The organism is Lactobacillus juensis (genome assembly GCF_036246285.1).
GTDB classification, from domain to species: Bacteria; Bacillota; Bacilli; order Lactobacillales; family Lactobacillaceae; genus Lactobacillus; species Lactobacillus juensis.
Genome location: NZ_BTTS01000001.1, coordinates 226,006 through 245,769 on the forward strand (window position 1 = coordinate 226,006; position 19,764 = coordinate 245,769).

The window sequence follows — 19,764 nt, forward strand, 5'->3', positions numbered from 1 at the left end:
ATAGTTTGTAGTTTATTTATAATGTATAGAATAAGAAAAAACATGTAAAAAAGTATTGTGCCATATTGCTCAATGCCTTTTTGTAAAACAAAAAAATATATAAGATTATTTTCATAGTAATGATAAAAGAAGGGTGCAGTTTATTTTTATAAAAATAATAGAAAATGAAATCTAGTAATTAATTTTAAAGTTGGCGAACATTTTAATATGCTATTGACGATTTTTTCGATATTATCATCTTGCTGTGCTTTATATTCATCAAGCATATAGGCATATTCGCAGTTATTGTCATGTTTGAGTTTCCCAAACGTTTTGAAATGACATATAAAGCAATTCGTTTGCTGCTATGATAGAGAATGCAAAAGGGCATAACCCTGTTGTATTTGTATTACTTCTAAGAAATCTAAATTCGAGCAGTGATTTCTTAGAAGTTTTTTATTTTCAAAATATTTAAATCTTATTTTTTACTTAAGCCAATTAATTCTATAGTAGACAATATAACTTCTCCAGCAGTTAAATCAGCCGTTACTTTGCTGACTTGACCTTTTTCAGTATCTTTGCCTAATATTTCGTTTAAATTATCATCAGACCCATCTTCTGATATCAAGTTACCTCTGCCTTTTATTGGCCGTATGACATACCTTCCGGGTTTAATATCAAGTCCTACTAACCATATACCAGCATTTATTTTTGTTTTATATGTATATTTATCTGGTGTTGGCGTGAAGCTTGTAGACTCTATCCAGTCTAACTTGATTTTGTCATTTTTTACTAAGTTGGTAGTAAAAGAAGTTAACTGATCTCCTTTATCATCGTTTCCTAAAATAACGTTAATAGTGAAATCGCTGTTAGATAAATTACCACTGCCCTTGACAGCTTTAATAACGTATCTGCCCGGCTTTATATCTCTACCGACCTTATACTTACCAGCGCCTAAAGTAACTGCTTTAGCTGTGTTCTTCACTGGTATAAATTTGGAAACCTTTTTGGAAGCATAGGCAGAAAGCTTTTTCCTCTTTTTTACAGGAGATGGTTTTATTGGATGAGGTACGGTAGTTTTGTATGTTTCATTATGACTCTGGGCTTTATTTGAAGTTGATACAAAGAAACCACAAATTAAAACTAGTATTAGTCCCCATACCAACCAACGTTTCACTAATGGCTCATTTGATGGATTTTTACTTGGTGTTGGTGCTTCTTTATAATCTTTTCTATTTTTTAATTTTCTTTCACTAATAATCATGTAAATAACAAATATTATTAGTGCAATTACCCATAAAAATTTCATTTGCCTTCTCCCATTATATTTGTATCAGTATATTTATAATTTACCATTTTTATAAATGTCTTAAAAGAATAAATTTACATATGTTTTCAAGTACTATTGAACATCGTATTCTACTGGGATAACTTTACCTAAAATTTTTCCCGGCGTATCTTTTTTTAAAACAATCTAAATCATAGTCATTATTTTCAAAAATTAAGATGACTTTATCTCCAACAAGCTTTACATGTTTTATCGTAGCCTCATTATCTATTAAGATAGCTGTCAAATCAGCATTTTCAACAGTTGGTTTTTTTATAGGCGTTACTAATGAGACATCAGGAATAGTGGCGGCATGAAATTGCCTTTGCAATATAACATAAACAGCTTACAGAGGGCACATAGTCAAAAGCGTATTTTAATAAATCTTCCATTGTTTACTTTGATATCACTGTCCATTAAGTTACATATAACATCAAAACGCTATATAAGAAATTACAGCCTGACAATGTAAGACTGGTTAAAAGTTATGAGGGAGCATAAAATTGCTATCGTCGATAATGAAATAAAGTTAAGTAATACTAATCATATTGAAATACAATAAGCTTTTAAGTTAAACATTGGTTTATTAGGAATAAAAGAGCAGTTTTTATAACTGCTCTTTTATATTGGATCCTGAATTACTATAATTAAAAGGTTGGCGAACATTTGGCGATCACATAAATTAAAAATCCTAATATATCAAGCTCCAAGACAATATATTTAAGGAGAGTACAGGATTTGAACCTGCGCGCCAAGGAAAAACTTGGTTCGCCGGATTTCGAGTCCGGTGCATTACCACTCTGCCAACTCTCCATAACGAATAACATTATACCTTAACTGAAATTTTTTTCAACTTACCACTTACTCTAAATTGAACAAGTGCGTGTTTGTTGTGTATTTGCTTAATATAATATCGGAAAAAACAATTAAATCAGTATTCACATTAGATAGCAATATTACTCTTTTAAATCTCCAATTGTCTTGAGATAGGTTTTAATTTTTTGTTCTACAAACTTGATATTATTGTCAATCTTCTTTTCTTGTTCATGTAAATCATCGAGCTGATTAAACAGTAAAACTAGTCGTTCAGGGATGGTCTGGTCGCCTTTGTAGCGTAATTGGGCATATTTTTGCATTTCTCTAATACTCATGCCAGTCTTTTTTAAGCGAGAAATGAAACTAATCCAGGCAACATCTTTTTCAGTATAGATGCGACGATTATTTTCATCCCGATTTGGGAAAAGTAATTTTTGCTTTTCATAATAACGCAGTGTGTCAATTGAAAAGCCACTAAGTTTGGAAAATTGACCAATCGAATATTTCATCGTATTTCCTCCCTACAAATTCCAGCCAAATAAATGATACATTGTCATATTTTACCACTACCAAAAAATTTTAAAATAGTGGTTGACATGGACTACACTCCAGCAATTATTCTGAAAACTGTTGAAAATTAGATTACAGAATAAAAGGAGAAAACTATGACAAACGATGAACGCTATCAAAAAGGATTAGCAAATTTAAAAAAAGTTGACCGGGAAGGTGGCCAATCAGTTATTGATTCACTTGCTGGTTTATCTGAAGATGTAGGGCGCTACATTATTGAATTTGCATTTGGTGATGTATACGATCGTGGTGTCCTTGATCTGAAACAAAGAGAAATGATTACCATTACAACTTTGCTGACACAAGGTGACACTGAACCGCAGCTGAATGTTCATATCAATGGTGCCTTAAACGTGGGTTTAACGCCAGAAGAAATAATTGAGACATTTATTCAAACTATTCCTTATGTGGGTTTTCCGAAAGTGCTAAACGCGATTAATGTTGCTAAGAAAGTTTTCAAGGACCGAGGGATCGATTTCACAAAGACATCTAAAAGTGAATAATGTCATGATTAAACTAGTTGCTTGTAATAGGTAAACTAGTTTTTTAATCTAATATTTTAAACAGGGAGAGGACTTGGTTTTCAATAAACTAAGTCCAGCTTACGAAAATTTAAGTTAAAATTTTTTATTAAAGAAGTGTTATATGAAAAGTTCATTATCTAAACGTGCAGCCGTGACTGACACAATTCCAACTGTTTTCGGGTATTTAGGAATTGCGACAGCTTTTGGTGTAATCGGCCGTGCGACCGGCTTTTCGACCATTACCGTAATTTTAATGTCGATCATAATTTATGCCGGATCAGCAGAATTTACAGCTGTTAGTATGTTGGCAGCAGGTAGTCCGATTATTTCAATTATCTTTGCTACATTTATGGTCAATTCAAGGATGATTTTGATGAGTACGACCGTTGCACCCTATTTCAAAAAAGATAGCTTGGGCAAAGGTGTTTTAATTGGCACACTTCTAACTGATGAAAGCTTTGCTTTAGCGATGAATAAAATTAATTATACTAAAGGCAAAATGAGTTTTAGCTGGTTCAATACCGAAAATATGATTTCATATAAAACTTGGATATTTGCCACAGCGATTGGCGCCATACTGGGCAACTTTATTAAAGATCCAAAACAATTAGGACTCGATTTTGCAAATGTGGCAATGTTTATTGGTTTGTTATATTTGCAAGTAAATAGTGATAAATCTTTAAATAAGCTGTTACAAGTAATAGTAATTTTGTTGACATTGGTGTTGACTTACATTTTGACAATGATTTTGCCAGCTAGTCTAGTTATTATTGCTGTAACACTTATTGGATGTACATTGGGGATGGTAATAAAAGGTGTCTTCTTCTAATTATATATATTTAACAATTATCGGTTGTGGCGTTGCAACTTGGCTTTCACGGGTTTTGCCCTTTTTTCTATTAAAAAAATTCTCATTACCGCAAATAGTGGTTGATTTTTTATCTTTTGTACCAATTGTTATAATGTCTACTATGTGGTTTACTAACTTATTCGTAGCTCAACCAGGCCAATTACCAAAAGTTGATATTGAATATTTAATCGCGTCAATACCAACTTTGATAGCAGCCATTACCAGCAAGTCACTTTTAGTGATTGTGATAGTTGGAATAGTTTCATTAGCTCTATTAAGGTTAATTTTGTAAAGCTGCTAGTTGATTTACGTTTCTAAAAGTTTATCTTAAGAGAATTGTGAGTTATACTAGTAAAAGTTGTTAATTCATAACTATTAATCAAATTTGTTATTAAAAATAATATAAATATTTTGGTTGGAGTGAAAGACTTTCAAGAATTGTTCTCAGGTTTGGGTTGCCTGAGCAATTTTGAAGGCCTTTTTTGCTGTAGAAGGCGGGAATGTAAATGAAATTTTTAGGAATGCTAGTTGTTATCTTAATAGCTACCTTAATTGGCGGACAATTTAGTGCAAGGTTAAAATTACCAGCTGTTGTAGGAGAATTATTAGCTGGGATAATAATTGGCCCGGCTGTTTTTAATCTGGTGCAACCTAGCGGTATCATCAAAGTTTTCTCAGACATCGGTGTGATTTTTTTGATGTTTTTAGCCGGTCTTGACAGTGATATTAAAACACTAAAAAGGCTTTTACGTCCTAGTGTACTGGTAGCTGCCTTTGGTATGATAGTACCAATTATTATCGCTTATATGACTGGTATTCTTTTTAAATTTTCACTGGTTGAAAGTTTATTTTTAGGCTTAACTTTTTCAGCTACCTCAGTATCAATTTCTGTTGCTGTTTTGCAGGAGATGGGGCGTCTGGAAGGAAAAGAGGGCATGACAATTTTAGGCGCTGCAGTAGCAGATGACCTGCTTTCAATACTGCTTTTGAGCATTGTTAGTGGACTAACAGGTGTTTCTGAACCCGGATCAAATATGGGAAAAGATCTGGCTTTGAGCTTGCTTATTCAGGCAGCCTTTCTTATTTTATTAGTCCTTCTTAGCGTTTATGTCATACCTCGGTTAATCAACTTAAGTCAGCGTCTGACATTGCCCGTTCCAGAGACCTTAGTAACAATGATAATTGTGGCATTTGCTTCATGGGGAGCTGAAGAAGTGGGGCTTAGTAACGTAATTGGCGCCTTCTTTGCCGGATTAGCCCTAAATCGTACTTCAGCACAAAAAACACTCAAAAAGAATTTTACAGTAATTGGCTACAGCAGTTTTATTCCCATCTTTTTTGTCAGCATTGGTTTAGACATGAGCATTAAAGGAATATTGCACGACTTTATTTTATTTATTGTTTTGGTAATTGGCGGTGTTTTTTCAAAATTAGTTGGCGCAGGCTTGGGAGCAAAGATTGCGGGTTTTAGCAATTCAAGTTCTTTGTTAGTCGGGACAGGAATGGTTTCGCGTGGTGAAATGGCACTCGTCGTTGCACAAATAGGTTTAACCAACCATCTACTAGCGCCAGCAGCTTATTCAACAGTCATTGGAGCAATAATTATGACAACCGTAATTTCACCCTTTCTGCTCAAATGGTCAATATTAAAAATGGATAAGATGGATAAGAATGAATAAAGCAAAACAAGATACCTAAGATTAATATAGCGATCTGACCTTCTAGTTAAATTTCTTAAAGTCATTTAGAAGTTATGCTATGATTAAAACCGTGTTTTTTCACTGTTAAACTTAAACAGAAGGTAGGAAGGTCTGATGAAAATAAAGCCGAGTGCTGGGATCTTTAAATTAAGATGGTATATAGAACAGATGCGAGGTTGGAGCTTTAAAACATATTTATTATTAATGTTGGGAATAGGCATTATTGTTGGTACTACTGTAGCAGCACCCGTTACTCAAATTTCTTTGTTAACAATGGTAGCTGCAATTTTGGGATTTACATGTACACTTGCCATTACTAATGCCAGACAAATCAATGGTATTTTAGGTTTAATTTCTTCTGCGATTTATATTATAGTTTCCATATACGCCAAAAATTATGCCAATGTGATTTTGCAAGCTATTTATATTTTGCTGTTAGATTTACCTGTATTAATGTTGCCGTCTTGGTCTAAAGATACGGAAAAACATATTCATGGTTTGACACTGATAAAGTGGCTTCTTACTATTATCTTTTTTGCCATGGTGCTAGTTTTACTTTATCTGCTAGATACTAAACTTTTCACTAGTCCAAGACCCCTAATCGATGCAACAGCTGGAGCAATTGGAATTACTGGATCTCTTCTTTGTATGTTACATTTTCGCGAGCAATACTATTTTTGGACTATTCAGGGAATACTTTCAATTATTTTGTGGGGAGTTACCGCATTTCAAGGGGATGCTAATCTAACTTTATTTTTAACATATATTTTGTATTTAACTAATGATTTACTAGCATTTACCGATAAGCATATTAGCTGGTTTCACTAACAAAAAAGGAGTCTTTTATGTAAAGTGACCCCCAAATTTAGAACAAATTTGGGAGTTCACATCAATGTAAAAGACTCTTTATTTTGCTAAATGCTTTTTAACAATTCTGCTTAATATCTTGGTTGCACCTTTGCCAGCCTTATCATCATAATAAGATTGATAGCGAGTATCATTATCGTAAGCATTGACTATTCCTAAGTGGATTTTGCTGGAATAATTAGGCATAATAATTCGCAGCCAATTTTGATGCTTTGTAAAGACATCATCACTCAAGTCGGCTTCTTTAGAGGGATCTTTAACAATTGCTTGTAAATCTCGTACTAGATCAGCTTCAGTTTGCTTCATTTTATTATATTTTGTTTCAGTAAATTGACTTTTTTCCGCCATGACTTCCTCCTGTAATTTATTAAGATACTTAAATAACTATAGCAATATTATCTTGAAAAATCATGTCTAAATTTCTTCGTGGGAAAAAGCTGAATTTAAAAAGGCACAATTGGTAAAGTGGGGCAAAAGACAAGAAATCTCATAAATAAAGCGCTATAATTAAGGTAGAGGAGAACTAATGATCACTTTTGTTTGGGCAGAAGATGAAAAACACCAAATTGGTATAGATGGACATTTACCTTGGAAACTGCCTGCCGACTTACATCATTTTAAAAAAATAACATATGGACATCCCATTGTCATGGGGCGAAGAACTTTTATGAGCTTGCCTCATATTCTACCTGGTCGCAAGCATATTGTTTTAACAACTAGTCATGAATTGAAAAATAAATTTCATGCTGATCAAAGAGTTTTAATAATACCTACGATCAGTGAATTACAAAGTTGGATTGATAGACACAAAAATCTGGAAATTTGTGTTATTGGTGGTAACTCGGTTTTTGGTGCTTTGAAAAATCAGGTAGATTGCCTGGAAAAAACTGAAATCAAAGCCACTTTTACAGCTGATGTGACAATGACAAAACTTAATTATAGCGATTTTAAGCTAGTAAAAAGGGAATTCCAGCAGCCTGACAATTTAAATTTGTATTCCTATGAATTTTTAACTTATATGAGGAAGGAGAAGTAACATGAAACAAGTTATTACTTCAACCGTCGTTTTGATAATTTGTATATTAACTTTGATTAGCAGTTTTTTACTTGCAGAAAACTTAAATCATAATTATTGGTGGCAGGTAATTGGTATGGCCATTGTAACTTTTGCTGTGGGACAATATTTTTTAAAAATAATAAAATCATATCAAGCAACTAAAAAATAATTTATTTTTTGGTTGACAGGAAAATTTTTAGATGTTAAATTAATAAACAATTAAATAAATAATACATCTTGAAAAGCAGAGTAGCTATTATTTTTACTAATAAAGAGAGCTGATGTTTGGTGAGAGTCAGTTAGTAAGGTGTAGTGAACATGGGCTTGAAACGATGACTGCTAGTGATATTTAGCTAGTGGCGGAGTTGCATCCGTTAACTTTGCAAGCTATTGTTAGATAGCTGTTGAGGTTTATTACGTGAGTAATAAGCAAATTAAAGGTGGTAACACGAAGCACTCGTCCTTAGTTTAGGATGAGTGCTTTTTTTATTGAAAAATTGGGAGGTTTTTCTAATGACTAAAAAAAGTCGCAATATAATTATTGGAGTAATTGCAGCCATTGCAATTATTGCAATTGCCTGGTTTAGCTTTGGCAAAAAAGGGGATAGCAATCAAAAGAACCATGTTGTTACTGTAGGTATAGTTAGTGAGTCAAAACCAAAAGAGGTTATTTGGGATCACGCTGCGGCCTTGGCCAAGAAAAAATATGGTATTACGATTAAAATCAAGAATTTCACTGATTACAATCAACCAAATAAGGCCGTAAAAAGCGGTGATATCGATCTAAATGCTTTCCAACATTATGCTTTTCTTAAAGCTTGGAATAAAGCCAATCATGGTGGATTAGTAGCTATCGGACGCACAGATATCAATCCAATTAGGCTATATTCAAAGAAATATCATAAATTGAGCGAATTGCCAAAAGGTGCCACAATAGCTGTGCCAAATGACGCAAGTAATGAATCCCGTTCTTTACTCGTTTTGAAAAATGCCGGATTAATTTCATTACGCAAAGGTAAAGCTCTTGTGACTGTTGCAGATATTGTGAAGAATCCTAAAAACATCAAAGTTAAAGAAATTAGTGCCGATCAATGCGGACGGGTAATTAATTCAGTAGATGCAGCAGTTATTAATAATGACTTTGCTCGTCCTGCAGGTTTGGGTGAAAAACAAACAATCTTTGTTGAACCGGTAAATAAAGATTCTTACCAATGGATAAATATCATTGTAGCTAAGAAAGATCAAGCAAAGAATAAGGACTACCAGGCAGTAGTCAAATGTTATCAAACTGCTGAGACTAAACGGATACAAAAGAAATATTATGGAAACATGACTAGAAGTGCTTGGGACATTAAATTGAAGTAAAAATTTTAATGATCGGAGAAGATTGTAATGGGTATTATTGATTTAGAACACGTAAGCGTAGATTTTCCTGATAAGAAAGGCAAAATTGTACAAGCAGTTCATGATGTTAGTTTAACTGTAGAAAAAGGTGATATATACGGAGTCGTGGGCTTTTCTGGAGCTGGTAAGTCTACTTTAGTCAGAACAGTCAACCTTTTACAAAAGCCAACAGCCGGCAATATTAAAGTTAACGGAACTGATTTTGTTAAAGACGGTAAGCAGGTAATAGCTAATAAAGACTTACAACTAGCTCGCAGAAAAATTGGCATGATTTTTCAAAATTTCAATTTATTAAATGAAATAAGCGTCGTTGACAACGTGTCCTTTGCCCTGAAACATTCTGGATTAAAAGAAAAAGAAATTAAGGAAAAATCATTAAAATTATTAGACTTAGTAGATTTAAGAGACAAAGCAAATTTTTATCCGGTACAGCTTTCAGGTGGCCAGCAACAAAGAGTTGCGATTGCCAGAGCTTTAGCGAATGAACCAGACATTCTAATCTCTGATGAGGCTACCAGTGCTCTTGATCCCCAAAATACTCTCCAGATTCTGACACTGCTCAAAAAGCTCCAACAAGATCTTAATTTAACTATTGTCTTGATAACTCACGAAATGGCAGCTATTAAGAAAGTTTGTAATAAAGTCGCATTAATGCAGTCTGGGCAAATTGTTGAAAAAGGCAGTTTAAGGGATGTTGTGCTACATCCTAAAAATGATTTGACCAAAAGTTTCGTGGGTGGCTCTTTGGAAGTAATCAACACTTTGAAGTCTCTTAATATTGATAAACTAGACAATGATAATGAAGCCATATATCAACTTGTTTATAGTATGGCTAATGTCACTAAAACAATTGTTGTTGATTTGTATCGTGAAGTAGGGGTTGAAGCCAGCATGTTATACGGCAATGTTGAATTGCTTGATGATGAGCCAATTGGCACTTTACTTGTTCAAGTCAAAGGAGACAAGACAAAACAGCAGGAAACAGTTGCTTATTTAAGAAAAGCAGAAGTTGCTGTCACTCGTTTAAACGAAAAGGGGGATCTATATGAGTAGTTGGTTTAGCAAAGTTTTTCCCAATGTTGTGCAATTAGGTTGGCTAGGAGACACAGGCTGGGGCACCAGCATTATTCAAACTCTGTATATGACTTTTTGGGCCGGAATTTTTGGTGGCATTCTAGGAATGGTTTTTGGTATAGTTTTAGTCTTGACAAAGAGTGACGGCATCAGGCCTAATAAATTTTGGTTTAACCTTTGTGATAAAATAGTTTCAATTTTTAGAGCTATTCCATTTATAATTTTGTTAGCATTTATAGCTCCGGTAACGCAAAAAATTGTAGGTACCCAAATTGGCATTCAAGCGGCTTTAGTTCCTCTTACATTGGGCTGTTTCCCGTTTTATGCACGTCAGGTTCAAGTAGCACTAGAAAGTGTTGATCACGGGAAAATTGAAGCAGCACAGAGTTTAGGGGCAACGATCTGGGATATTATATTTAGCGTTTATTTAAATGAAGCCAGATCGGAACTTGCTCGTGTTTCTACCGTAACGGTTATCAGTCTAATTGGTTTGACTGCAATGGCAGGTGCAATTGGAGCTGGTGGATTAGGTAACACAGCAATTTCATACGGATATAATCGGTTTAATAATGATGTTACTCTTATTGCGACAATTTTAGTTATTATTTTAATATTTATTGTTCAAGTTATTGGTGATTTTTTCGCCAACAAATTAAATCATCAAAATCGTTAGAAATTTTGAAACAAAATAAAAACAACGAGTTGAATCTCGTTGTTTTTTCGTATTTAAATGTAGAGTTATTTAACTGCATCCTTCAATGCTTTACCTGGCTTGAATGCAGGTACTTTAGTTGCAGGAATAGTTAAAGTTTTACCAGTTTGTGGGTTTCTACCTTTTCTAGCTGCACGATTACGTACTTCAAAAGAGCCAAAACCTATGATTTGTACTTTTTCGCCTTTAGCCAAGTTATCCTTGATTGATTCGATTAAAGCATCGATAACTTTTTCTGCATCTTTTTGTTTAAGATCTGTCTTTGCTGAAACTTCTTTAGTAAGTTCAGACTTGTTAATTGAAGCCATAATTCTTCTCTTTTCTATAAAAAATATTACACATTCAATGCTATTAAATAGTTTGAACTTTTTCTATACCAATCCACCTAAAGCATTGTGTCGCTTGATATTCGGCAACTTTTATTATTTTAGCACAGATAGGGCAACCTTCAACAGTAAAAAGCTAAATGTTAGCTTAATTTTTGTTGTTTTAACAAGCGGTTGACCATTTGCAAATAATTAAGATAAAGTGGTTTAAACCGGGAATGTTTCTCCTTTTGCCACGGTTTTGGTTTACCGCAAAAGTGTAAAATTGAGGTGTTTTTCATGACCCACTCGGTATTGATTTCGCCTGTGCTCCTTGTTAAGTAAACTGAGAAAGCTCTGGCATCGTAATTCCAGCGAGTTTCTGGAATTTTTAAAATATCTTCGCCATATAAGTAATTGAGAATATCTTGATCTGGCAAAATTAAAGTATCATGATGCTCTTCAATTGCCTGAGTAATTTCTTCAATTTTAATTTTTGTACGCATTTGATCTAAATCCATTAACATTATTCCAGAGTTAAAGTAGCCGGTTGATGTGCCCAGCCTGATATTATTAATTGAACTCATAATGTCTGTTAACCCTTCATGAACTGAAGCTGCAAACATTTTTCCTTTAAGGTCTAACTCCCATAAAGGCACTATTGAATTAATAACTAATATGTCAGGATCAAGATAAATAATACGATGTAAATCAGGTGGCAAAATTTTACTTGAAAGTAATCTGAAATACATTTCTTTCGGATAATCATGCAAGTTGAGTAATGAATCAGGAAATTTAATATTCTTATTCATAGTTAAGGTGGATACTTTAATTCCTATTTTTAGCCCAAATTTTTTTAATTTATTCAGAGCGTGCTGGTTGATGTTATCGTAAATTAGCCAGACATGAAACTCTTCAGTCATATTGTTAAGCCTAAGGGAATACATCATAACTTCGAGTGGTTTGATATAGTTTTGGTCAATAGTGACTAGTATTTCAATTGGTTCTTTTTGCGACTTTTTCATGAATTTCTTCCTTTAATAACATTATTATGTTTTCACTATTTCTTAGTATAAAGCAAAAGTATGTAATGTACCTCATAATATAAGTTATGAAAATGATATATCACAAATCAAAGACGTAAATTAATTGTTTCGATTTTGTAAAAGAAATTATTTATTCAAAGTAGTAGAATGTATATAAATAAGTTTTTCAATAATGAGGTGTCAAAATGAAGAAAAAACTTTTGTTAAGTCTAGCTGGAATTGCATCTTTGACTTTGGGATTAAGTACCACTAAGCCAGTTTCGGCTGCAGAAACTGATGCAAATTCAACTAATCAAAGTCAGACTAATAATACAACTTCTAATACTACAAAGGGAGATTCGAATACGTCAAACACTACAGATCAAAGTAAAACCAATAATGAACAATCCAATACAACTAACAGTACAAATAAGCCTTCTATAACAGATACGACAAAGAAGCCCAAGAAAAATAATACTAATTCAAATAATGCAATAAAATATTTAGGCAAAACTGTCAAATTAAAGAGAAATGCCTATATATATGACAGTAAGGGTAAAAGAATTAAAAACAAAAAACTGAAAAAAGGAACAATTCTTTCGGTTATCGGTTTTACTACAGTTAAAAATAAGAGTTATCTGCAAATATCATTAAATGGCAAGAAAACTAAGAAGAAAGAATACGTAAAGCCAGGTAATGTAAAGCTTTTTAAAGTTGCCAGCTATAAAGTAAAACGCAATGCTAAAGTTTACGATAGCAAAGGCAAGCTTCTGGTAAAAGGAAATAAATATTCATACGTTAAAAAAGGTACAACAGTTTTTGTATATAGTACTAAGAAGATTAAAGGTAAAAAGTTAGTAGGAATATCTGAAACACAGTTTTTAAAATGGTCTGATTTAGTTCATAAGACTGGTAAAGCTGTCATTAAATAATTTGGGTTTTGTTTTTCATAGGGGGGAACATAAATGACTGATCCTGTTTTAAAAAGAGTAGCTATCAGAAAATATACGACTGAAAAAGTTGCTCAAGATGATATTGCTAAGTTGATCAACGCTTTTCAAGCATCTCCTTGTGGCATGCACCAAACTGACGTGATGCAGATGACCGTGGTTGAGAGTGAAGAATTATTAGCACAAATAGAACAAGTTACAAGTAACGCTTGCTATGATGCTCCTTTATTATTTGTCATCAATGTCAAAAAGAATAATGAGTTTGGTGAAAGAGACGCTTCTGTTGCTGCAGAAAACATAATGGTAGAGGCGGCAGAACTCAACCTGGGTTCGGTTTATCTAATGAATGCGGCTAGTGTACTCAATTCTGCTAAAAACTTGGAAGAAAAGTTAGGTCTTCCGCAGAATTTTGAAACCTGTGTTATTGTTGCCTGCGGTCATGCTGCTGAAGAACCAGACGATGATAGATCAAATAGATATAAAGTAGTAAGAAGATAAGATTTTAAGTATAAGAACCAAAGACTTTAGCTATCAGCTGTATTTTAATGATGCTAGCTAAAGTTTTTTATTTTGAACAAAATATTCAATTTATTGCAACACAAATGGTTTATATAAAGGTTACTTGGTATAATAGTTATGTAAGCGTTACATTTATTTATTGAAGGAGCTAATTACATGAAAAAAATTATTAATGATCCTGCTAATGTTGTACCAGAAATGGTTAAAGGTATGGTGAGATCTTATCCACAATTTATAACAAAAATAGAAGATGCTGAGGCTGTGATGAGAGCAGATAAAGAATCTATGACTGGTAAGGTAGGTATTGTCAGTGGGGGAGGTTCTGGCCACGAACCTACTCATGCTGGTTTTGTGGGTAAAGGGATGTTAAGTGCAGCTGTTTGTGGAGAAGTGTTTACATCCCCAACGCCGGATCAAATATACGCAGCAATCAAAGCAGTTGACCAAGGTCAAGGTGTCTTTTTAGTAATTAAAAATTATTCTGGAGACGTCATGAACTTTGATATGGCAAAAGATATGGCTGATATGGACAACATCAAAGTTAAATCAATTGTGGTTGACGATGATATAGCTGTTGAAAACAGTACCTTTACGCAAGGTAGACGTGGTGTAGCCGGTACTTTGTTTATGCATAAGATACTTGGCGCCATGGCTCAAAATGGTGCAAGTTTAGACGAAATTGCTGCAGCAGCTAAAAAAGTTTTGCCTAATATTAAAACAATTGCGGTAGCCCTATCAGCTGCTACCAATCCTGAAACAGGCAAACCTGGTTTTGTTTTAAAAGATGATGAAATTGAATATGGCGTAGGCATTCACTCAGAGCCTGGATACCGCCGTGAAAAAATTAAGCCTGCTAAAGACTTGGTTTCTGAATTGGTAGGTAAATTAAATGATGAAATGCATTTGGATCACAACAAGAAATATGCGGTATTGGTTAACGGCATGGGTGCAACTCCATTAATGGAACAATACATTTTTAGCAATGACTTGCTTGATAAATTGGCGGAGTTTGATGTTAAACCAGCTTTCATGAAAGTTGGTAATTACATGACATCATTGGATATGGCCGGTATTTCGCTCACATTTTTTGAAATAGCTGATGAAAAATGGCTCAAGTACCTTAATCAGCCCGTTGAAACCATTGCTTGGTAAAAGAAGGGAAGAATAATATGGGATTGACTGTAAACAATTTAATTGACTGGATGAATAATTTTTCTGCCAAAATCGAACAAAATAAGCAATATTTAAGTGACCTTGATACAGCCATCGGTGATGGTGACCATGGTTTTAACATGAGTCGCGGGATGATCGCGGTTAGTCAAAAACTTTCCACTAAACCTGAAACTATCACTGACGTATTCAAGCAAATTGCCATGACTCTAATTTCGACGGTTGGTGGAGCTTCAGGCCCGCTGTATGGCACCGCTTTTTTAGAAATGGCCAAGAAAAGCGCTACTAGTGATGACATTGGTGAATTACTGGATGCTGCTTTAGCTGGTATTAAAAAACGTGGCGGTGCTGAACCAGGAGACAAAACGATGGTTGATGTTTGGTCAGTGCTCGTACCTGAAGTAAAAGCGCATAATTTAACTCAAGAAAAAATTGATTCTGCTGTAACTGCAACTAAAGATTTGATTGCTAAAAAGGGTCGTGCTTCATATTTAGGAGAGAGATCAAAAGGTCATGTTGATCCCGGCTCGCAATCTAGTGGCTATCTCTTTGAAGCTTTACTAGAAACTGAAGGTATACTATGAGTTTAGGCATTACGTTAGTATCACATGTTCCTGAAATACCGACTGGATTGACTAAACTTTTAGATCAAGTTGCAAAAGATGTATCAATCACAACTGCTGGCGGAACAAATGAAGAAGATATAGGGACTAGCATGGACAAGGTTTTGCAGGCTTTTTCTGACAATAAAGCCGATGAAATTTTGGCTTTTTATGATTTAGGCAGTGCCAAAATGAATATTGAATTGGCTACTGAAATGACTTCCAAAAAAATTCACTTATATGATGTTGCCTTCATCGAAGGGGCATATACAGCAGCCACTCTGATTGAAGCCGGAGTTAATTTATCTGAAATAGAAAAACAGCTTGAGTGCTTAAAAATAAAAAAATAGGTTTAAAACAATATAATATTCCGCTTTGTCCTAATTTTTGGGTCATATCAAAATTTCATAGCTTACTTTTTTTATAAAAATAACAGATGCAAAAATATAGTGGCAATTTTTAAGAAGCAGAATACAAATATGCTAAAAGCAGGAATATTAAATAACAATTATCAAAAAAGGATTGCATTCACCATTTTATTTAAAGAAAGGGTTTACACAAGCAAGATTTTATAATATATTTTGTTTGGGAGTAATTTGCTACTAAACATTATTTTAGGTTTATTTAACCTAATAATCGAAGTAGGAGATTTTAAAAAATGAATAATAGCTTATCAATGCAATTAGTGGGAGAGTTCATCGGAACTATCATCTTAGTATTGCTTGGAGATGGCGTTTGTGCTGGTGTCAATTTGAACAAGTCAAAAGCAAAAGGCAGCGGCTGGATCGTTATTTCTTTTGGTTGGGGTTTCGCTGTAACTTTCGGTGTATTTTGTGTTAGTTGGCTTTGTCCGGGACACTTTAATCCAGCGGTTTCATTAGGAATGGCTATTGCAAATAAATTGCCTTGGTCTTCAGTTTTGCCATATATGCTGGCACAGACTGCCGGTGGCTTTATCGGCGGTATCTTAGTTTGGTTAACTTATTTTCCTCACTGGGAAGAAACAACTGATCAAGAAGGCATTCTAGGTTCTTTTGCAACTACACCAGCAATTAGAAACTATACGTGGAATTTCTTTACAGAAATGATTGCTACATTTGTTTTGGTTTTCGGCTTGCTCGGACTAACTAATACTAAATTGGCAGCGGGTCTCAATCCATTACTGGCAGGATTTTTGATCACAGCGATTTGTTTGTCCTTGGGAGGACCAACTGGTATCGCTATTAATCCAGCTCGTGATTTAGGACCAAGACTTGCTCACCAATTTATGCCAATTGCCAATAAAGGCGGTTCAGATTGGGCTTATAGTTGGGTGCCAGTCTTTGGGCCACTTTTAGGTGGAGTAATTGCAGCATTATTATTCAATGTGATTGCTTAGTTAAAAAGGCTTACGTTAAAAGGACGTAAGTCTTTTTGTTTGCCCAGAATTATTGATAGTCATCTGGTTTAAAATGTCGCAGTATCTCAATCCCTTTGCGCTGATACTTATTAGGTATAAAGCTTTTTCTCATTGCAATCTGCATGTATGCCCACAGTTTTTGACCCGGTTTTAACCGAATGACATGAATATCAGAAACCTCTTTTAAGCTGCTTTCCATAGCAAGAGCAATACCTACATTGCGTTTAACTAATTCAATCATCATTCTCATTGTAGTAGCAGTGTATGAAATCTGTGGCGTAAAATCCCCCAATTTCGCTTCCTGCTCCAAACATTCTCTAGTTAAATAGCCTCTTTTGCGAGCGACAAACTTGCGGTTGCGCAAGTCGGAAGCACTAATTTGATGGACATCCCGCCACTTGTCGCTCGTACTGGTAATAATGACTAGTTCAGTTCTTTGCAAGTTATGAATAAAATATTCAGGGTCATTGATAGGAACCATCCACGAATATATTGCTACATCGACGGTACCGTTAGTTAAGTCGGAAAACGCGTTAGCCGATCTTTCAATTCTCGAATCAATTAGATTGGCAATATTTGCTTGATAAAATTTTTGAATAATATCAGCAATGTAAAGGCTACCAGCTTCTCCAGAAAAGGCAAGCCGAATTTTCTTGTCACTGGCATGCATCACATCATAATTGATGCTTGCGATGTCCTGCAAAAGTATTTTCGCTCTTTTATAAAGCAAGTCGCCGGCATCGGTCAAAGTTATTTTACTTTTGCGATTTTTTTGCAATATTAGTGGATCATCGAACTTATCTGCCAACCGCTTTACTGCCATGGAAATTGTGGGTTGAGTAACGTCAAAGAATGCGGCTGTGGTCGTATAGTTACCAGTTTCGACTAATTTACAAAAATATAATAAGTCTTTTTCATTCATGAGTACTTCCTAAATAAATAAAATTTATAAATATATCTGATTAAATTATATTAAATTTAACTTTAATGTACAATAACAAGTTGCTGCAATAGCACTTTGTATTATGAAACTGTACTATTTCCTTTAAAAAATTTAATTAGACTTAAAAAGTTGGTCAAGATATATTTACGTTAAGAAAAGTTTATAAGAAAGTGATGGTGAAAAATTTGATCTACGATTCAACTCTCAAATGGGACGCCGTTTACGACGTAATTGTAGTCGGATTCGGTGGAGCTGGCGCTGGTGCAGCAAGATTTGCAGCAGATAACAATGCGCACGTTCTCCTAATTGACTCAGCTCCCGAAGGTCATGAAGGTGGCAATACCAGGTATGCTGGTGGTGCTTTTGCTTGGAGCGATAATTTTGATGATCTCCGTGAATATTACAAGCAAACTTATTATCCCTTTAAGTATGATCCAAAAGATTTAGACGCTTTTGTCAATAATGTTTTGAAGATGAAGGAGTACTCTCAAAAATATTTTGGCATTGAAGCACAATACACCGGCAGAAGACCTCAAGGAGAATATCCGGAATACAAGCATGCAGAAACTATGCGCTCACAAAGCATGACTGCTGGTATGTATAATGGCGGATTCTGGAAATTATTACGTAAAAAAGTTTACGAGCGTTTAGATAAAATCAATGTTTGGTTTGAAAGTCCTGCACAACATTTAATTCAGGACTCCAACACTAAAACCATTTTGGGTGTGCAAATTAAACATCAAGGTATAAATAGAAATGTAGCTGCCAGAAATGGTGTAGTTCTATCATGTGGTGGCTTTGAAAATAACCAAGATATGGTTCAAACATTTTTAGGTCAAGGTTCTTTAGCTCCAATTGGTACTTTATATAATCAAGGTAAAGGAATTGATTTAGCAGTTGAAGCTGGCGCTAGACTGTGGCATATGTCCAACTATGATTCACATGGTTTTTCTTTAAGAGAAGGGCAGCCAAGAGAAAAATTTGCCTATATGATCAACTGGAAAAGCTTGTTTAATGGCAGTATTTTCGTTGCTGGCGATGACGGCACACGGTATTACCGTGAAGACGAAGAGGACCGTCATGGATACAAATATAACCACGGCAACTGGATTATGCAGCCTAATCAAAATCATCCACATATCATCATGGATCAAAGGCAATTTGAGCAACTAGCTCATGACGATTCAGATAAGGCTGAACAAATTAAGAGCCTGATCACCTATGCCATAAAAGCTGAAACTATTGCCGAATTAGCTGACAAGATTGCCGCACCAAAATTGGCTGAAGCTGTCAGTGATTTTAACTTTTTAGTTAATGAAAAAAAGCGCGATATGTTTTTAAATCGCAAAATTGAAACAATGCGTGCCTTTGGAGCAGGCCCATATTATGCTATCCCAATTCGCCACAACATTCTGCACACGCATGGTGGCGCTCGTCGTAATGAAAATTGCGAAGTTTTGGACATGGAGAATAATATTATTCCTCATTTATATGAAGCCGGTGAATTAGGAGATATTTTTGCTACCAAATATGTTGGTGCAAACAGTATTGCTGATTTGTTAATTTCTGGCAAAATTGCGGGAGAAAATGCTGCATGGCCAAAAAGAAAAATTGCTGAAGTTGATGTAGTTACAGGTGCTTCAGAAAACCCTGATCTAAAATCTGACGCTCATGCTTCTTCAACTGATTTTGAAGCTGGACCCAATCAGGGAATCGGAATTAGTGAAAATGGCATTAATGATGTTCCAATTGTAGTACGCGTCACGATGTCAGGTGATAAGATTTCTCAAATTGAAACACTGCAAGAAAAGGAAACTCCTTATTTGGGAGGCAAAGCAATTCCCGTTCTAACTAATGAAATGATTGAAAAGCAAACTACAGAGGTTGATGCGGTCAGTGGCGCAAGTACAACTAGTGCTGCTTTTAAAGAAGCGGTCAACCAAGCAATTGAGAACGCTGAAAAGCAGTAAA

General features: G+C 34.7%; 24 protein-coding genes, 1 tRNA gene and 1 other annotated feature. Of the genes, 17 read left to right on the forward strand and 8 right to left on the reverse strand.

Going from position 1 to position 19,764, the window contains the following annotated elements:
• Positions 1 to 457: 457 nt before the first annotated feature.
• The 4 genes from AAA926_RS01095 to AAA926_RS01110 all read right to left on the reverse strand — a co-directional run bounded on the left by AAA926_RS01095 (position 458) and on the right by AAA926_RS01110 (position 2,631).
• Positions 458 to 1,288, reverse strand: coding sequence for a hypothetical protein (locus AAA926_RS01095; RefSeq protein ID WP_198179096.1), 831 nt, complete (start codon positions 1,286 to 1,288; stop codon positions 458 to 460).
• 124 nt (positions 1,289 to 1,412) lie between these two features.
• Complete coding sequence (locus tag AAA926_RS01100) at positions 1,413 to 1,637, reverse strand: LexA family transcriptional regulator (protein ID WP_198179098.1); 225 nt, start codon at positions 1,635 to 1,637, stop codon at positions 1,413 to 1,415.
• A 392-nt stretch (positions 1,638 to 2,029) separates the two neighbouring features.
• Positions 2,030 to 2,119: transfer RNA gene (locus AAA926_RS01105), tRNA-Ser, on the reverse strand.
• A gap of 143 nt (positions 2,120 to 2,262) precedes the next feature.
• Positions 2,263 to 2,631: a MerR family transcriptional regulator gene (locus AAA926_RS01110; protein WP_338211694.1), complete on the reverse strand. Its 369-nt coding sequence runs from the start codon at positions 2,629 to 2,631 to the stop codon at positions 2,263 to 2,265.
• A gap of 156 nt (positions 2,632 to 2,787) precedes the next feature.
• Here AAA926_RS01110 and AAA926_RS01115 point away from each other — a divergent pair, with 156 nt between their 5' ends.
• The 5 genes from AAA926_RS01115 to pnuC all read left to right on the forward strand — a co-directional run bounded on the left by AAA926_RS01115 (position 2,788) and on the right by pnuC (position 6,594).
• Complete coding sequence (locus tag AAA926_RS01115; protein WP_198179102.1) at positions 2,788 to 3,195, forward strand: carboxymuconolactone decarboxylase family protein; 408 nt, start codon at positions 2,788 to 2,790, stop codon at positions 3,193 to 3,195.
• 142 nt (positions 3,196 to 3,337) lie between these two features.
• Positions 3,338 to 4,045, forward strand: coding sequence for an AzlC family ABC transporter permease (locus AAA926_RS01120; RefSeq protein WP_198179104.1), 708 nt, complete (start codon positions 3,338 to 3,340; stop codon positions 4,043 to 4,045).
• Positions 4,032 to 4,358, forward strand: a complete 327-nt coding sequence (locus AAA926_RS01125) for an AzlD domain-containing protein (RefSeq protein ID WP_338211695.1) — start codon at positions 4,032 to 4,034, stop codon at positions 4,356 to 4,358. Before AAA926_RS01120 ends, AAA926_RS01125 begins: the two co-directional genes overlap by 14 nt.
• Before the next feature lie 214 nt (positions 4,359 to 4,572).
• Positions 4,573 to 5,745, forward strand: coding sequence for a cation:proton antiporter (locus AAA926_RS01130; RefSeq protein ID WP_338211696.1), 1,173 nt, complete (start codon positions 4,573 to 4,575; stop codon positions 5,743 to 5,745).
• Positions 5,746 to 5,880: 135 nt separating this feature from the next.
• Entirely contained in the window at positions 5,881 to 6,594 is a 714-nt protein-coding gene (pnuC, locus tag AAA926_RS01135) for a nicotinamide riboside transporter PnuC (RefSeq protein WP_338211697.1), read from the forward strand.
• Positions 6,595 to 6,672: 78 nt separating this feature from the next.
• Here the strand turns inward: pnuC and AAA926_RS01140 are convergent, their stop codons facing one another.
• Positions 6,673 to 6,981: a TipAS antibiotic-recognition domain-containing protein gene (locus tag AAA926_RS01140; RefSeq protein ID WP_198179108.1), complete on the reverse strand. Its 309-nt coding sequence runs from the start codon at positions 6,979 to 6,981 to the stop codon at positions 6,673 to 6,675.
• Between the two features lie 178 nt (positions 6,982 to 7,159).
• Here AAA926_RS01140 and AAA926_RS01145 point away from each other — a divergent pair, with 178 nt between their 5' ends.
• From AAA926_RS01145 to AAA926_RS01165, 5 genes are all read left to right on the forward strand, one after another.
• Positions 7,160 to 7,669: a dihydrofolate reductase gene (locus tag AAA926_RS01145; protein ID WP_198179109.1), complete on the forward strand. Its 510-nt coding sequence runs from the start codon at positions 7,160 to 7,162 to the stop codon at positions 7,667 to 7,669.
• Between the two features lies 1 nt (position 7,670).
• On the forward strand, positions 7,671 to 7,859 hold the full coding sequence (locus tag AAA926_RS01150) for a hypothetical protein (RefSeq protein ID WP_198179110.1): 189 nt from the start codon (positions 7,671 to 7,673) through the stop codon (positions 7,857 to 7,859).
• A gap of 59 nt (positions 7,860 to 7,918) precedes the next feature.
• Positions 7,919 to 8,158: a binding site (T-box leader), on the forward strand.
• Between the two features lie 45 nt (positions 8,159 to 8,203).
• Complete coding sequence (locus tag AAA926_RS01155) at positions 8,204 to 9,055, forward strand: MetQ/NlpA family ABC transporter substrate-binding protein (RefSeq protein ID WP_198179112.1); 852 nt, start codon at positions 8,204 to 8,206, stop codon at positions 9,053 to 9,055.
• Positions 9,056 to 9,082: 27 nt separating this feature from the next.
• The gene (locus AAA926_RS01160) at positions 9,083 to 10,147 is read left to right on the forward strand and encodes a methionine ABC transporter ATP-binding protein (protein WP_198179114.1); all 1,065 of its coding nucleotides are present in this window, start codon (positions 9,083 to 9,085) and stop codon (positions 10,145 to 10,147) included.
• Positions 10,140 to 10,841, forward strand: a complete 702-nt coding sequence (locus tag AAA926_RS01165) for a methionine ABC transporter permease (RefSeq protein WP_198179115.1) — start codon at positions 10,140 to 10,142, stop codon at positions 10,839 to 10,841. The genes AAA926_RS01160 and AAA926_RS01165 overlap by 8 nt, the downstream gene beginning before the upstream one ends.
• A 65-nt stretch (positions 10,842 to 10,906) precedes the next feature.
• On the opposite strand, the gene hbs is transcribed toward AAA926_RS01165, so the two are convergent.
• Both hbs and AAA926_RS01175 read right to left on the reverse strand, forming a co-directional pair.
• The gene (gene hbs, locus AAA926_RS01170; RefSeq protein WP_034979630.1) at positions 10,907 to 11,188 is read right to left on the reverse strand and encodes a non-specific DNA-binding protein Hbs; all 282 of its coding nucleotides are present in this window, start codon (positions 11,186 to 11,188) and stop codon (positions 10,907 to 10,909) included.
• 161 nt (positions 11,189 to 11,349) lie between these two features.
• Positions 11,350 to 12,210, reverse strand: a complete 861-nt coding sequence (locus AAA926_RS01175) for a glycosyltransferase family 8 protein (RefSeq protein ID WP_198179116.1) — start codon at positions 12,208 to 12,210, stop codon at positions 11,350 to 11,352.
• Positions 12,211 to 12,416: 206 nt separating this feature from the next.
• Here AAA926_RS01175 and AAA926_RS01180 point away from each other — a divergent pair, with 206 nt between their 5' ends.
• The 6 genes from AAA926_RS01180 to AAA926_RS01205 all read left to right on the forward strand — a co-directional run bounded on the left by AAA926_RS01180 (position 12,417) and on the right by AAA926_RS01205 (position 16,829).
• Positions 12,417 to 13,142: an SLAP domain-containing protein gene (locus AAA926_RS01180; protein WP_265892548.1), complete on the forward strand. Its 726-nt coding sequence runs from the start codon at positions 12,417 to 12,419 to the stop codon at positions 13,140 to 13,142.
• Positions 13,143 to 13,175: 33 nt separating this feature from the next.
• Positions 13,176 to 13,658, forward strand: coding sequence for a nitroreductase family protein (locus tag AAA926_RS01185; protein ID WP_265892549.1), 483 nt, complete (start codon positions 13,176 to 13,178; stop codon positions 13,656 to 13,658).
• 177 nt (positions 13,659 to 13,835) lie between these two features.
• Entirely contained in the window at positions 13,836 to 14,831 is a 996-nt protein-coding gene (gene dhaK / locus AAA926_RS01190) for a dihydroxyacetone kinase subunit DhaK (RefSeq protein ID WP_198179119.1), read from the forward strand.
• 17 nt (positions 14,832 to 14,848) lie between these two features.
• A complete protein-coding gene (gene dhaL / locus AAA926_RS01195; RefSeq protein WP_265892550.1) occupies positions 14,849 to 15,433 on the forward strand; it encodes a dihydroxyacetone kinase subunit DhaL in 585 nt (194 codons plus the stop codon).
• Positions 15,430 to 15,801 (forward strand): dihydroxyacetone kinase phosphoryl donor subunit DhaM, encoded by a 372-nt coding sequence (gene dhaM, locus AAA926_RS01200; protein WP_198179121.1) that lies wholly within the window; start codon positions 15,430 to 15,432, stop codon positions 15,799 to 15,801. Before dhaL ends, dhaM begins: the two co-directional genes overlap by 4 nt.
• A 308-nt stretch (positions 15,802 to 16,109) precedes the next feature.
• Entirely contained in the window at positions 16,110 to 16,829 is a 720-nt protein-coding gene (locus AAA926_RS01205) for an MIP/aquaporin family protein (RefSeq protein ID WP_265892551.1), read from the forward strand.
• A gap of 49 nt (positions 16,830 to 16,878) precedes the next feature.
• Here the strand turns inward: AAA926_RS01205 and AAA926_RS01210 are convergent, their stop codons facing one another.
• The gene (locus tag AAA926_RS01210; protein WP_265892552.1) at positions 16,879 to 17,772 is read right to left on the reverse strand and encodes a LysR family transcriptional regulator; all 894 of its coding nucleotides are present in this window, start codon (positions 17,770 to 17,772) and stop codon (positions 16,879 to 16,881) included.
• Positions 17,773 to 17,978: 206 nt separating this feature from the next.
• On the opposite strand from AAA926_RS01210, the gene AAA926_RS01215 reads away from it, so the two are divergent.
• Positions 17,979 to 19,763, forward strand: a complete 1,785-nt coding sequence (locus AAA926_RS01215) for an FAD-binding protein (RefSeq protein WP_338211919.1) — start codon at positions 17,979 to 17,981, stop codon at positions 19,761 to 19,763.
• Position 19,764: the final 1 nt, after the last annotated feature.

What these genes read in the sequence shown, in the direction of transcription:
- AAA926_RS01095 (WP_198179096.1), bottom strand. Translation starts at nt 1,288, where the DNA reads ATGAAATTTTTATGGGTAATTGCACTAATAATATTTGTTATTTACATG.
- AAA926_RS01110 (WP_338211694.1), bottom strand. Translation starts at nt 2,631, where the DNA reads ATGAAATATTCGATTGGTCAATTTTCCAAACTTAGTGGCTTTTCAATT.
- AAA926_RS01115 (WP_198179102.1), top strand. Translation starts at nt 2,788, where the DNA reads ATGACAAACGATGAACGCTATCAAAAAGGATTAGCAAATTTAAAAAAA.
- AAA926_RS01120 (WP_198179104.1), top strand. Translation starts at nt 3,338, where the DNA reads ATGAAAAGTTCATTATCTAAACGTGCAGCCGTGACTGACACAATTCCA.
- AAA926_RS01130 (WP_338211696.1), top strand. Translation starts at nt 4,573, where the DNA reads ATGAAATTTTTAGGAATGCTAGTTGTTATCTTAATAGCTACCTTAATT.
- pnuC (WP_338211697.1), top strand. Translation starts at nt 5,881, where the DNA reads ATGAAAATAAAGCCGAGTGCTGGGATCTTTAAATTAAGATGGTATATA.
- AAA926_RS01140 (WP_198179108.1), bottom strand. Translation starts at nt 6,981, where the DNA reads ATGGCGGAAAAAAGTCAATTTACTGAAACAAAATATAATAAAATGAAG.
- AAA926_RS01145 (WP_198179109.1), top strand. Translation starts at nt 7,160, where the DNA reads ATGATCACTTTTGTTTGGGCAGAAGATGAAAAACACCAAATTGGTATA.
- AAA926_RS01150 (WP_198179110.1), top strand. Translation starts at nt 7,671, where the DNA reads ATGAAACAAGTTATTACTTCAACCGTCGTTTTGATAATTTGTATATTA.
- AAA926_RS01155 (WP_198179112.1), top strand. Translation starts at nt 8,204, where the DNA reads ATGACTAAAAAAAGTCGCAATATAATTATTGGAGTAATTGCAGCCATT.
- AAA926_RS01160 (WP_198179114.1), top strand. Translation starts at nt 9,083, where the DNA reads ATGGGTATTATTGATTTAGAACACGTAAGCGTAGATTTTCCTGATAAG.
- AAA926_RS01165 (WP_198179115.1), top strand. Translation starts at nt 10,140, where the DNA reads ATGAGTAGTTGGTTTAGCAAAGTTTTTCCCAATGTTGTGCAATTAGGT.
- hbs (WP_034979630.1), bottom strand. Translation starts at nt 11,188, where the DNA reads ATGGCTTCAATTAACAAGTCTGAACTTACTAAAGAAGTTTCAGCAAAG.
- AAA926_RS01175 (WP_198179116.1), bottom strand. Translation starts at nt 12,210, where the DNA reads ATGAAAAAGTCGCAAAAAGAACCAATTGAAATACTAGTCACTATTGAC.
- AAA926_RS01180 (WP_265892548.1), top strand. Translation starts at nt 12,417, where the DNA reads ATGAAGAAAAAACTTTTGTTAAGTCTAGCTGGAATTGCATCTTTGACT.
- AAA926_RS01185 (WP_265892549.1), top strand. Translation starts at nt 13,176, where the DNA reads ATGACTGATCCTGTTTTAAAAAGAGTAGCTATCAGAAAATATACGACT.
- dhaK (WP_198179119.1), top strand. Translation starts at nt 13,836, where the DNA reads ATGAAAAAAATTATTAATGATCCTGCTAATGTTGTACCAGAAATGGTT.
- dhaL (WP_265892550.1), top strand. Translation starts at nt 14,849, where the DNA reads ATGGGATTGACTGTAAACAATTTAATTGACTGGATGAATAATTTTTCT.
- dhaM (WP_198179121.1), top strand. Translation starts at nt 15,430, where the DNA reads ATGAGTTTAGGCATTACGTTAGTATCACATGTTCCTGAAATACCGACT.
- AAA926_RS01205 (WP_265892551.1), top strand. Translation starts at nt 16,110, where the DNA reads ATGAATAATAGCTTATCAATGCAATTAGTGGGAGAGTTCATCGGAACT.
- AAA926_RS01210 (WP_265892552.1), bottom strand. Translation starts at nt 17,772, where the DNA reads ATGAATGAAAAAGACTTATTATATTTTTGTAAATTAGTCGAAACTGGT.